General features: G+C 33.0%; 12 protein-coding genes. 9 read left to right on the top strand and 3 right to left on the bottom strand.

Annotated elements, in window-relative coordinates; all coding sequences use genetic code 11:
- Window positions 1-52 precede the first annotated feature (52 nt).
- The 7 genes from KQI38_RS11665 to KQI38_RS11635 all read left to right on the top strand — a co-directional run bounded on the left by KQI38_RS11665 (window position 53) and on the right by KQI38_RS11635 (window position 7,779).
- Window positions 53-994, top strand: a complete 942-nt coding sequence (locus tag KQI38_RS11665) for an ABC transporter permease (RefSeq protein ID WP_216559606.1) — start codon at window positions 53-55, stop codon at window positions 992-994.
- Entirely contained in the window at window positions 994-1,842 is an 849-nt protein-coding gene (locus KQI38_RS11660) for an ABC transporter permease (RefSeq protein ID WP_216559604.1), read from the top strand. The genes KQI38_RS11665 and KQI38_RS11660 overlap by 1 nt, the downstream gene beginning before the upstream one ends.
- 13 nt (window positions 1,843-1,855) lie before the next feature.
- Window positions 1,856-2,827: an ABC transporter ATP-binding protein gene (locus KQI38_RS11655; RefSeq protein WP_216559602.1), complete on the top strand. Its 972-nt coding sequence runs from the start codon at window positions 1,856-1,858 to the stop codon at window positions 2,825-2,827.
- Window positions 2,827-3,843, top strand: a complete 1,017-nt coding sequence (locus KQI38_RS11650) for an ABC transporter ATP-binding protein (RefSeq protein WP_216559600.1) — start codon at window positions 2,827-2,829, stop codon at window positions 3,841-3,843. The genes KQI38_RS11655 and KQI38_RS11650 overlap by 1 nt, the downstream gene beginning before the upstream one ends.
- Window positions 3,844-3,980: 137 nt before the next feature.
- Window positions 3,981-5,588 (top strand): ABC transporter substrate-binding protein, encoded by a 1,608-nt coding sequence (locus KQI38_RS11645; RefSeq protein ID WP_216559598.1) that lies wholly within the window; start codon window positions 3,981-3,983, stop codon window positions 5,586-5,588.
- Window positions 5,589-5,699: 111 nt separating this feature from the next.
- Window positions 5,700-6,542, top strand: coding sequence for a serine hydrolase (locus KQI38_RS11640; protein WP_216559596.1), 843 nt, complete (start codon window positions 5,700-5,702; stop codon window positions 6,540-6,542).
- Between the two features lie 502 nt (window positions 6,543-7,044).
- Complete coding sequence (locus tag KQI38_RS11635; protein ID WP_094898858.1) at window positions 7,045-7,779, top strand: TrmH family RNA methyltransferase; 735 nt, start codon at window positions 7,045-7,047, stop codon at window positions 7,777-7,779.
- A gap of 679 nt (window positions 7,780-8,458) precedes the next feature.
- On the opposite strand, the gene KQI38_RS11630 is transcribed toward KQI38_RS11635, so the two are convergent.
- Window positions 8,459-8,704: a helix-turn-helix domain-containing protein gene (locus KQI38_RS11630; RefSeq protein ID WP_094898859.1), complete on the bottom strand. Its 246-nt coding sequence runs from the start codon at window positions 8,702-8,704 to the stop codon at window positions 8,459-8,461.
- A gap of 103 nt (window positions 8,705-8,807) precedes the next feature.
- Between KQI38_RS11630 and KQI38_RS11625 the strand changes: the two genes are divergently transcribed.
- Window positions 8,808-9,701, top strand: coding sequence for a diguanylate cyclase (locus tag KQI38_RS11625; RefSeq protein ID WP_094898860.1), 894 nt, complete (start codon window positions 8,808-8,810; stop codon window positions 9,699-9,701).
- A gap of 202 nt (window positions 9,702-9,903) precedes the next feature.
- Window positions 9,904-10,731 carry a MerR family transcriptional regulator gene (locus tag KQI38_RS11620; protein ID WP_094898861.1) on the top strand — a complete coding sequence of 276 codons (828 nt, stop codon included), beginning with the start codon at window positions 9,904-9,906 and terminating at the stop codon, window positions 10,729-10,731.
- 314 nt (window positions 10,732-11,045) lie between these two features.
- Here KQI38_RS11620 and KQI38_RS11615 read toward each other — a convergent pair whose 3' ends face one another.
- On the bottom strand, window positions 11,046-12,608 hold the full coding sequence (locus KQI38_RS11615) for a sensor histidine kinase (protein ID WP_216559594.1): 1,563 nt from the start codon (window positions 12,606-12,608) through the stop codon (window positions 11,046-11,048).
- Window positions 12,601-13,314 carry a response regulator transcription factor gene (locus KQI38_RS11610; protein ID WP_094898862.1) on the bottom strand — a complete coding sequence of 238 codons (714 nt, stop codon included), beginning with the start codon at window positions 13,312-13,314 and terminating at the stop codon, window positions 12,601-12,603. The genes KQI38_RS11615 and KQI38_RS11610 overlap by 8 nt, the downstream gene beginning before the upstream one ends.
- Window positions 13,315-13,399 lie beyond the last annotated feature (85 nt).

Raw genomic sequence — 13,399 nt, 5'->3', positions numbered from 1 at the left:
ATGAATTTAATGTCCCATATGAGGACAAGTATACTAATAAGGAGATGATCTGTTGAGAGACTATATAATCAGGCGATTAATTATTGGAGTATTTCTTGTGTTTGTAGTAACAGTGCTGGTATTTAGCATGCTTCATCTTATGCCGGGAGATCCCATTGATCTGCTAGTTGACAGAAAAGTTCCACCCGAGCGACGTCAAGCAATGAAATCCGAGTTTGGGCTTGATCGTCCTTTATCCGAACAATATTGGAAATGGATAAAAGGTATAGTTACCAAAATGGACTTTGGAATTTCCCTTAGGAACAGACAGCCAGTATGGGAAATGATGAAAATGCGGATTCCCATAAGCCTTAAGCTATGCGGTTGGATTCTCCTAATGGAAATACTAATAGCGGTGCCTTTAGGTCTATTTTGTGCTTATAAAAAGGATACATTTATTGACAGGATTATAGTGAATATTACACTTTTGTTAACTGCTATTCCTGGATTTTGGATTTCAGTTTTGTTAATACTTGTATTCGGTATAAAGCTAAAATGGTTTCCTCTTAGTGGATATGAAACGTCAAAACATTTTATACTTCCTATTGCTAGCGGTGTCATAGGAAGTTTGGCAGGCACCATACGTCTTACTAAGAGTGAAGTTTTGGATGTTTTCCGTGAAAAATATGTACTTACGGCTTATGCAAAGGGATTGTCAGAACGTAGGGTAATGATAAAACACGTACTTCGCAATGCTTTGATACTTATAACTGTTTTAGTATTTATGTCTATTCCTTGGTTGATTTCTGGTGCAGTTATAACTGAGAGAATTTTTGCTATACCAGGTATGGGAAGCTTAATGATAAATTCTATTGTTCAGCAGGATTATGCTGTTGTACAGGGTTGTGTTCTAGTGATTTCATTGCTTACTGTTATATCTAATATAATTAGTGATATTATTATAGGATTATTAGATCCAAGAATAAGAGTTTCGATTTCGGGAGGTGATCGTTAATGAATAGTAGTCCAGCAAAGGAGTTTTTTGAATCAAGTTGGAAAAATATTAATTTTATGGTAGGTCTTTTAATTCTTATTAGTGTAGTTATATTGGCTATTTTTGCAGAAGAAATAGCTCCTTTTCCTTTTGATGAGGCTCATAAGGAGGCAGTACTTCAAGGACCTAGTAGAACCTATTGGTTTGGCACAGATGATTTTGGACGGGATATGTTTAGCCGTATCATCAATGGAACGCGTATAACCCTAAAGGTTGCACTTCTGGGTGCAGCCATTCAACTTACTCTTGGAGTGACTATAGGTCTTATAAGTGGTTTTTTTGGAGGAGTAGTTGATAAGATATTGATGTTCATAGTAGATGTTACTTGGTGTATACCAGGCACCATATTAGCATTGGCAGTTGTAACAGTCCTAGGTAAAGGTCTCACAAACTCTATTATAGCTATATCTCTCGTAAACTGGGCTAGTTATGCAAGGACTGTGCGTGCTAAGACTATGGCATTAAAAAACATGGCATTTATAGAAACTGGTATAGCTTTTGGTGAAAAACCAATGGCCTTGATGTTTAGATATATATTGCCTAATGTCATTCCGTCACTTATAGTTTTGGTGTCCATGAATCTTCCAGGAACTATAATGTCCACTACAACTTTGAGTTTTCTAGGACTTGGATCTCAGCCACCATCTCCTGACTGGGGTCTTGCCATTGCCCAAGGTATGAAATACATTAATCGTGCACAATGGATGAGCATCTTCCCAGGACTTGCACTGGTATATACAGTGTTAGGATTTAATCTATTGGGAGAGGGATTACGTGACTTGCTTGATCCACGTCTCAATTCCCAATAAGGAGGTATAAGAAATGAGTGAAGAGTTATTAAGACTAGATAATCTTAGTATAGAATACAAGGTTAAGGGGGGATATCTTTCCGCTGTAAAAGATGTCAATTTGACAATAAATCGTGGTGAAATCTTTGCGATTGTAGGTGAATCTGGCTGCGGGAAATCTACAATTGCACATAGCATAATGAGATTGCTTCCTGATCATAATGAGCGTATAAGTGGAGGGATATATTTTAAGGGAGAAAAGCTAAATGACATGACTGACAACCAGATGGAAAAAATTCGTGGGAAACACATTGGCATGATATTTCAAAATCCATTGGATTCTCTTAATCCTGTATATACTACAGGAGCACAGGTGGCTGAGGCTATATATATGGACAATAAAAATCGTCTAGAAGTTTGGGAACAGGTGGTGAAACTCTATCGAGATGTAAAGATGCCAGACGCTGAAAAACGTGTTCATAGTTTTCCTCATGAGCTTTCTGGAGGGATGCGTCAAAGGGTAATGATAGCTATGATGCTTTCACGAAATCCAGAACTTTTGATAGCAGATGAGCCTACAACGGCTCTAGATGTTACTATAGAAGCACAAATACTTCAAATAATTGAAGAATTAAAAAAGAAATTTTCTACATCTATAATGCTTATAACCCATAACTTTGGTTTGGTTGCTGAGGTTGCAGATAGGATAGGGGTTATGTATGCCGGGGAGATAGTGGAGCAAGGAGATGTATTTCAGATATTTGAAAACCCAATGCATCCCTATACACGGCTTTTGATGAAGGCATTACCTCGTAAGACCAAGTTTGAGGGAAGACTTCAAACCATAGATGGGGCAGTACCTAGACTTACAGATGTGAAGCCAGGGTGTCGCTTTGCTAACAGATGTCCTCTGGCAAAGGATATATGTTTCAGTGTTGACCCACAGACTAGAAATGTCAGCAAAGATCACTTTTTTCGCTGTCATTTCGGAGAGGAGGCCCTTTAATGAATAAAGCTGCGAATGTTTGTACTAATACTAAGGAACCGATGATAGTTATTGAGGGGTTGAAGAAGTATTTCACAATATCAGAGGGGATCTTTGGCAGAAAAAAACAGATGGTTAAAGCTGTTGATGACATTAGCTTGACTATTAATAAGGGAGAAATAGTGGGAATTGTTGGAGAGTCTGGTAGCGGAAAGACTACTCTTGCTAGGGTAATACTTAATCTCACTAGACCGACGGAAGGTTCAGTTATGGTAGATGGTATAGATATGAGATGTGCTACTAAGGAAGAAGAAAAGCGTCTTCGAACAGATGTAGCTGTAGTATTTCAAGATCCGGCATCAAATCTTAATCCTAGGCAAACAGTTGCAAGTTCCATTATGCGACCTATGATATTACATGGAAAATCTAAGAAGGAGGCTATGGAGAAGGCTAATGAGGCACTTGATATGGTAAAAATGGATAGAAGGTATCTTAATAGTTATCCTCATCAACTTTCCGGGGGACAACTTCAACGTATAGCCATTGCTCGTGCCTTAGTTCTCAAACCAAAGATAATGATTTTGGATGAGCCTACATCAGCTCTTGATATTTCAGTTCAGGCACAGATACTCAATTTACTTTTGGATTTGCAGGAGGACATGGGGTTGACATATGTGGTGATAACTCATGACCTTAATGTTATACGATATATAAGTGATAGAGTTGCAGTTATGTATCTAGGAAAGCTAGTAGAATTTGGTCCTACAAATGAGGTAGTGGATAAATCTAAGCATCCTTATACTAATGGACTTATGGCGGCATCACCCATACTTGACCCCAAGCTTAGGGGAAAGAAAAAAGAGCTAATGGGAGGGGATCCAGGTAGTCTCATAAATTTGCCAGATGGCTGTCGTTTCAGTTCGCGCTGTAGACAAGTTACTGATCGTTGTAAAAATATGACCCCTAGGAATTACAGTATTAACTCTAATCATCAAGTATCTTGTTTCATTTATGAAGGGCAAATGGAGAGTGTTTAATTTTATTACTTTAGCAAATTCAGATAGTTGTTTTTGATCGAATTATAATTTTCTAGTTAAATACTGGATCATTATATATTTAGGACTAAATGCTAATGCGTTATGTCTGAGATTATTATATAAGGAGGAACAAAGGAATGAAAAAGAGATTTTTAGTTCTGTTAATGGTCATGATGATGGTAATTAGTGCTGCTGGATGCTCTAAAGAGTCAGCTTCTAATGGTGAATCCAAGGATACTTTATCGAGAGCCAAGACATTAACTTTGCATGATAGCGAATGGATGGGAACTGACTTATTCCGTTGCTCTAGTTGGTATACTTCTCAAAATCTGATTTCAGATACTTTCTTGATTCAAGATCCCAATGATCCATCTAAGCTCCTTCCAAATATATGCTCTGATTATAAGGTGAGTGAGGATGGAATGAGTTTTCGTTTAACATTTCCAGAAGACATGAAGTTTGCTGATGGCACTCCTTTAGGACCTGAGGATTTTATTGCATCAATTGAATATGGGCTTGAGGATAGAGATGGTGATGGAGAACCCGACTCAGATTGGGGCTATGGATATAGTAATATTAAATCCATGGAGGTAGATGGTCGTGATGTCATTTGCTATCTTAGTGAGTATCGCTCTGACCTAGAATATTTTCTTACACAACCTTTTATGGGAATTATAAGTAAAAAGCAGCTTGAATCAATGTCTCGTGACGAACTTCTCTGGGGTGCCCTTCCATATGGTCAGTTTTATGTTGATGAGTTTGTTCCTGGTTCCCACGTTATACTTAAGCCTAATCCCTATTACATGACTTCCAACCCATTAGTGGAGAACAAAGGACCCTCTAGGCTTGAATCTATAACTGTTAAGATAGCGGATGTAGAAGCATTTACTCTCAATACTGCTATAAAAGAGGGAGATATTGATATATTAACAGGTATCAATATGGAGCAATATGCTGAGCTTTCAGGAGCTGATGATATAACAATATTAGATGTCACTTTTCCTAACATTGAATATTTTGAGCTTAATCAGGATAGCAAGCATCTTAGGGATATTCGTGTCCGTAAGGCTATTATGAAAGCCCTTGACCGAGATGCTATGGAGGTTATGTGCCAGGGGTCATTTAAGCCTGAGTATGCTATGGTTACATCTGTTATGCAAAATTATAGTCAAAAGGCTGAAGAATATTTCAAAAAAAATCTTTCTAATGATGTAGAGGGCGCAAAGGCTCTATTGGCTGAAGCAGGATATACAATGAATAGTGATGGTTTCCTTTATAAAGATGGTGAAAAACTTAGCTTTAATTTCCTTGCCCGTTCTTCGGGAACAAGCGTCACCGTTGCACAGGAAATGCAGCTTCAACTTAAAGAAATCGGTATAGACATGAGCATTGAGACTATTGACTGGAACTATATATATGAGAAAATAAATGCAGATGATTATGATGCTGGAATAGAAGTGCTTCAATGGGGAGAGCCAATTCTTATCTTAAACTATTGCTACTATGACCTTAATAGCAAATCTAAGGAAGGATTCCAAGCATACAAGGATTTGGTAAATCAATGTGTAAATGAGCCAGATTCTGATAAACGTACTCAATTGATTTCTGATATTCAGATGAGTATATTTGAGGATTGTGCAATGGTTCCACTTTATTCTGATGTAGAATACTGTGCTTATCGAAATGATATTGAGGGTCTTCTTGTTACAGAGAATGGCAGTATTTACTATAATGATATAAAGTAAGATGATTTTTTAAAGCAGCGATGAATAGGTAAGGAGTAACATTTATAATTGAGATTACTCCTTTACCTTTATTATTATACTTTTATAATATGAAAAAATAAGGAGGTTTTTATGAATAAATTATCATTAGAATCGAGAATCAATGCTGAAGTTTATAATTTCAGTGGAAGAATAGGATTATATGCAAATGATTTTAAAGGAAATATAATAGAGATTAATTCAGATGATAAATTTGAAACAGCTAGTACTATTAAAGTTTTTGTATTAGCAGAATTATATAAGCAAATACATGAAAATAAAATAAATCCCCATAAAATTTTAAAATATGAAAAGGAAAATTATGTTGTAGGAAGCGGGATATTAAGAGATTTAGACTACGGAGTAGAGATGACAGCTAAGAGCTTTGCAACCCTTATGATTATAATTAGTGATAATATTGCAACTAATGTTTTAATAGATTTACTAGGAATAGATAATATAAACAATACCTGTGCAGATTTAGGCTTGAAGGATACTATCCTCCACAATAAGATAGATTTTGAAAAATACAGTAAATTAGGAACTACTACTCCAAGGGATTATGGAAGATTTTTTGAGTTATTATATAAAAAAGAATTATGGAGCAAAGAAATCAGCGAGGAAATGATCGATATATTAAAAAAACAACATTATAATACAATCCTAACAAGGGATTTGCCTCAATACTTCTTAGATTCAGAAAATACTGGTGACGAAGAGTTAATTTCTATTGCTTCAAAGAGTGGTAGCATGGATGCTTGTAGAAATGATGGTGGAATTGTATATACACCTTATGGTGGTTATGTTATATCTTTATTTACAAAGGATTTTGTTGATAATTTATATTATAATGACCATGAATCCTATAGATTTGGTGGAAAAGTAAGTAGATTAATGTTTGACCAATATATATCATTAGAAGGCCGTTTCAAATAGACAAAAGGTATCAGCGATTTTACCATATTGGCTAACTAGCAAAAACATATTTTGGTATAGATACGGATTGTATTTTGTTAGAAAATGTTACAGATGATTAGACAGGAATAGACTTAATGAAGTTCAATAAATATAAATTCCCTGTAGTATTTGCAAGCTAACTTTTGTAAGTATTTCTGGGAATTTTATTTTATGCCATTAGATTTTTTTATTAATTATCAAAATACTTGTAATCCGTTGAAAATGAGTATAATCTATAGTTGAAACATTATATATTAACAGTAATAAAACTTCTTATTAATCTATTGAGAAATTTAACCATACGGAGGTGATTCTAATGGCAATAAATTTTGGCATTACGCTGGGCGCACTCCATGCAAAGTCTATTGATAAACAGACTGCGAGCTTTGCATGGAGGTTAGATGTCGCTCTGTAATATAATTCTGTTTATTATTTAGGCTTTGCATCCTTAAAAATCATAATATTTAAGGAGCGGGTCTATATGAAAAACAAATTAGCTTTAAAACCATATAAAAAGGATTTTGAGTATTCCTATACCTATGGTGCATATGCAACCTATGAATTGATAAAAACTAAGCCTGAAATTGTCAAGGCAGTTTATATCCATTCCAGTTATTCTGATAAGGCGGAAATGGAGAGGTTCTGCAAAGATAATAGAATTCCCTTTCTATATGATGATAAAAGTTTTATAAGAATAAGTCAGAAAGAAAATATTTATATTATAGGAGTTTTTGAAAAGCATTCATATGTTTTAGAAAAAACAAAACCTCATATAGTTCTTGTAAATCCAAGTGACATGGGAAATATTGGAACCATAATGAGGACTATGGCAGGGTTTAATGTATGTAATCTTGCAATAATTACTCCTGCTGCAGATATATTTAATCCCAAAACTGTAAGAGCTTCTATGGGGGCGTTGTTTAGGATTAAGTTTCAATTTTTCAGTTCTTTTGAAGAATACAAAGCAATTTATCTAAAACATTCATTTTATCCTTTTATGCTTAATGGAGAAATATGTTTGAATCTTGATAATTGTTCAAAGGAAAATCTTTTTAGTTTAGTGTTTGGCAACGAAGCAACAGGACTTGATGAAAGTTTTTCAAACATAGGTACAAGTGTGAAAATACCTTCTTCAAATCTTGTCGATTCATTGAATTTATCAATTGCCGCAGGTATAGGTATTTTTACTTTTGCAAGTAAAAATGGCTTAATATAAATAACTAATTATTATTTTAACCCCATGCCTAATAATCATAAACTATTAGGCATGGATTGGAATACAAAATAATAAACATATAATTATTAAACCCTGAGGTAATGATAAAAAATTAACATGCCTTAAAAGTTTACTGATGTAAGTATAAAAAATTGTTTTTCCCCATTCCTGTTACTCTTATCATTAAATAAGTTTACATCTCTATAACAGCTAATCCATATACAATTCTAAATATGATAGCTTCATATTTTTATATATTTATTAGTTGATTTTCAAGGATTCGTTAAGTTAATAATGTTAAAATTAGATTTATAAAGGTACCTCTTGCTCTATTTTCCATAATATTCTTCTAACTTTATTCCCATAAAATATATGATAACATTAATATTTATTATTTAATAAAATATATTTTCTATAAAAGATTATAGATATATCTATGCATATATTAAAGATAAAGAAATACAATTTAAATAGTTTAAATTCATTCCTTTCTTTCCATTTTATCTGTTATCCACTTGGAAATTTTATTTTAAGGAAAAACTTTCATGTAATAAAATTAGAATAAAAAATGAGCTAGTACTACAGATGTTGTAGCGTTAAAGAATATGAATAACAAAAGAGGTCGTTATATTTACAAGAATAAGGGTAAATGATATAATGTTCTTTATTAGAACAAGCGCTATTTTTCTAATCCTAAAAGCCAATTTACACTGACATTTAATACTTGAGATAAGGCTGTTAATTCGATATCAGTAATAATTCTTTTTTGCTGCTCTAATTTAGAGATGCTTGCTCTGTCAATATAAACAGCTAATGTTTCGAGTTTTACTGATAGTTCTTTTTGTGTCATGTTGTTTTTTAATCTTGCAGTTTTTACTCTGAAACCTGCGATATTGCGTTCCTTGGAATCTAATACTAATTTCATAATCATCACCTTCTGTTCTTTATTGGAACAATTGTATTTTATATGAAGTTATACAACAATACGTTCTAATGAAGAACATATTATAAATTTGGAGGCTACAGTAATGTACAAAGAAGACCTTGAAATTAATGGGATAATTCAAATTATAATGAATCAGGAACATAGGATTTATTATAGTAGTATTGACAATAAAAGAACTTATAATTACCTAAAAAAGTTAAAAATTTTAGAGAATTTACCTATTGATTTACATGTTCAGTATGCTACAGGAGATAATTTTATAGGTATTGATAAGTTTTATATTTGTGATGAACTTTATTACATAATTATAATTAATCCGAAATCATCTAAATGCTGTAATTGTAGTAAAACACTAATAGATGATGTTACAGGTTTATATAGTAGGAGTTATTGGGAACAGATTAATAGTGAAATTCACTGTCACCTTAGTTTCAAAGATCTTTCTTTAATATTAATAGATATAGATAATCTAAAAAAGATTAATGATAGTTATGGACATCTAGAAGGAGATAAGGCTATTAAAGTAGTTGGGCAAGCCATTCAAAAGAGCATAAGAAAAGAAGACATAGGTATACGATATGGTGGGGATGAGTTCATAGTTTTACTTTTAAGCCAGGATAAAAATGCTGTAGATAAGGTTATAAAAAGGATTAGAAGACAAATTTATAAGCAAACAGTAAAAGAAAACATAGATATTCAAATTAGTGCAGGAGTGGCCTCAAATAATGATTTTTACAATATGGAAGATATTATAAGAACAGCAGATAAAAATTTATATAAAGAGAAAAAAATGAAGAAAAGTGAGAATCGAGAAAAAATGGATACTTTAAAAGAGCTAAAAGAACAGATTGAAGTAATGAGAGATGAGTTAAATAAGCAAGTTATAGAAAAAGATAAAGTAATGAGCAATGAGGATATATTAGAATTAAGTCAAAAGCTAGAGAAATTAATTGTAAAATATTTGAAAGATGCATAGGACGAATATTCATAAAGATCAAAAAATAATATATCGAGATAATGCCTCGATTTACTTTTTGAATATTATTTAAGAGAAATAATCCCTAATAATTTTAATTAAAAATATCTAAACATTTATTAAATTTATATTGACTCTCCTAGTACAGGAGGGTTTATTATTTATATGAGGACCTCAAAATATACATGTATAGGTGATTGAAATGTTTAAAATTGGAGATTTTGCTAGACTAAATAGAGTGACTGTTAAAGCACTAAGATATTATGATAGCCTTGGTTTGTTACAGCCAGAGAAAATTGATTCCTTCACAGGATATAGATACTATTCAGCAAGCCAGATGCCTAGACTCAATCGAATAGTTTCCTTAAAGGATATAGGATTTTCCTTAGATGAGATTGCTTTGATTCTAAACAGCAATATGGATTCGAAACAAATACAAATTCTCTTGGAGTTAAAGCATTCGGAAATCTCAGACAGAGTGAGAAGTGAACAAGCAAGATTAGATCGTATTGAAGCTTTTATTAAAATATGTAAACAGGAGGCGTATATTATGAAATATGACATTGTGTTAAAGGAAGTTGAACCTTTGAAAGTTGCCACATTGAGAGATACTATTCCATCCTATAGTGAACAGGGACATTTATGGGAAGAATTAGTAGAACATATAGAAAAATACGGTGTCAGGATAGTTCCACCATGTATGGTTATATATCATAATACAGGTTATAAGGAGGAATCAGTTGATGCAGAGGTAGTTGAGCCAATAGATGAAGACCTGCCTGATACAGAAAGAATTAAGGTTAAAGAACTTGAGGGAATAAAAGAAATGGTATGTGTCGTTCACCAAGGTTCATATCAGACTCTTCATATGGGCTATAATGCCATATCAAAATGGATTGAGGAGAATAAGTATGAAATAGTTGGACCACAGAGGGAATTATATTTAAAGGGGGAGTGGATTACTTCTGACCCTAATGAATATATTACTGAAATACAATTTCCAGTACGAAAAATAGAATCCTACAACTAATCAAAAATCTTTGAATAATTAAAATAGTTAAGTTTAATAATTATAGAGATTCCTTGGATAGAGATTACGTATCCAAGGAATTTTTATAACGAATAGAAAAGTTCTGCTTTAACATTCCATATCAAGAATTTGATCTTAATGAGTTTTAAGCAGATTGTGGAAATCTTTGATTTCGTGTAAGTCGTTTATGCAGTGACCAAGAAAAGCTACCTTTAACGTGTTGATAGATGCTTTTCATATTTTGATAATATTTAATGAGTTTTCAAATATAATATACTGGAAGCTAATAAGATAGTTTTATGGTGCAGAAGATACTATAAAGCAGGAAAATGTACATAGAAAGTAGTACCTATGCCAAGATGGCTTTCCACATCAATTTTCCCATTATGTAGTAGTACAAGTTGCTTTACTATAACTAAACCTAGGCCGCTGCCACCCTTTGCCTTACCTACATTTCTATGAGATTTGCTTTGATAGAATCTATCCCAAATATGAGGTAAGTCATCACTAGATATCCCAGTCCCATTATCTCTAACCATTAGAATAACAGAGTTCGGGGAACTTTCTATCTTAACTATAATTTCTCCATTTTCTGAAGCATTAATAGCATTTTGTAGCAGATTCCTGATTATCTGCTCAATTCGATCGATATCACCCATTATCGTTGCTTGGTCTATATTTTTTTCAAAAATAATATTTATATTCATACTTCGAGCTAATGCTTCCATGGATTCAATGACTCTATGTACTAGAGTTATTAAATTTAAAGGAGTTTTTTCTAGTTTTATGCTGCCGCTTTCTAAGCGGCTCAATTGCAGCATATCATCTACTAGTCTATTAATGTGAACAGTCTGAGTGTAGATGATTTCTAAATATTTGTTTAATAAATCCTTGTCCTGAACTATACCATCTTGTATAGCCTCTACAAATCCTTGAACAGCTGTAAGTGGTGTGCGAAGCTCATGGGAAATCTCAGAAAAGAGCCTTGTCCTTTCCTCTTCTACGCTTCTGTTTTCCTCCTGTATTTTTTGCACTTTTTCTGCTAACTTATTAAATTGATCTATTAATATTTTAACCTCATCAAGGGCAGGATGGTATTGTTGTGTAACATAGTTTCCACTATTTAATTCGGCCATGGCCGTACTTAATTCAGAAATTGGTTTCGAAATGTGCTCGGCTTGGTAGATAGAAACAAAAATAATCATAATAAGGACAAATATTCCTACTAATATTAGATATAGACGCATTTTAGCTATATTATGGTCAAGTTTAGAAGGAGTTGCTTCTAGGAGGATGCCATTAATAATAATATCATTACTGTCACCCATAGGGACGGCAGCGATAAAAGTCAACTCCTTTGTTTCCTTATTAATAACCTTTGCAGTTATGGTCTCGCCGCTAGATATTGCCTTGGCAAAGCTTTTATCTACCTGAGAGCCAGGTACTATTTCTTGGTTTGCGGAGGTAGCTACAATATTAGCGCTTTTATCAAAAATTGTAATTTTTGCATCGAAGATATCAGATAAAAATTTGATTTTTTCTTGCTGCTTTTGAGCAATATTACTACTATCATATTCTGACAGTGTAAGCTGATCCCAACTTTCTTTTTGTAACAATGCAAAATTTGCTCTTTTAGCTTTTCGTAATAATTCCTGTTGAATTTGATTATAAGTTACCTGTTTAACCGAAAAATCAAAAAATGCTATTAAAGCAGTTAGACAAAGAACAAAGCATATTATATTTATAAACAATATTCTGGTATAAATATTTCGATTGAACTGTTTTTTAAAAAAATGCCTTAAAAGCAATCCCAATTTTTTAAATTTTTGTAAGGATTTCTTAGCTTGCTTTTCTATAAGTTGTATATAATTATTCATAGGCTACTTCCTTTACTTTTAATGGGGATGTAAATTGATAACCTACGCCCCAAATAGTTGTTAAGTACTCATGGTCTAAAGAGGCTAACTTCTCCCTTAATCTTCGTATGTGTACATCTACTGTACGTTGATCGCCAAAGTAATCATATCCCCAAACTACAGATAATAGGTTTTCTCGTGAGAAGACACGAAGGGGGTTCTGTGCAAGATAATATAACAAATCAAATTCCTTTGGTGTGACGGCTATATCTTTACCATTTACTAGTACTGTTCTAGTACTAGACATAATTTCCAATCCCGGGTACTTTATATTTAAATGCTCTAATGTTTCATATGTGTTCGTTCTACGCAAAACCGCTTTTATTCTAGCCATTAATTCCCTAGGACTGAAGGGTTTTGATACATAATCATCGGCACCCATTTCTAACCCCAAGACTCGATCAGCTTCTTCTCCTTTAGCAGTAAGCATTATAATGGGAACCATGCGGATCTGTCTTAGATCTCGACATAGTGTTAATCCATCTTTACCTGGAAGCATAATATCAAGTATTATCACGTCAGGATTTTCTCTATTGAACACAGATAATGCAAGATCGCCATTGTTTACTCCTACAACTTCAAAACCTTCTTTTTCACCATATATCTTTATTAATTCTAATATATTCTGATCATCATCTACAACTAAAACCTTTCCTAAGTATTGCAATATTATCCCCCCTATTACTTTACTTAAGTTTAATAAATATAATATTTAGAAAGTGGAATTGTATATAAATTTATATTAATTATAT

The organism is Tissierella carlieri, assembly GCF_018917285.1.
Classification (GTDB): domain Bacteria; phylum Bacillota; class Clostridia; order Tissierellales; family Tissierellaceae; genus Tissierella; species Tissierella carlieri.
Note: the sequence above shows the minus strand (reverse complement) of the source record. Positions and strands in the feature narration are given on the sequence as shown.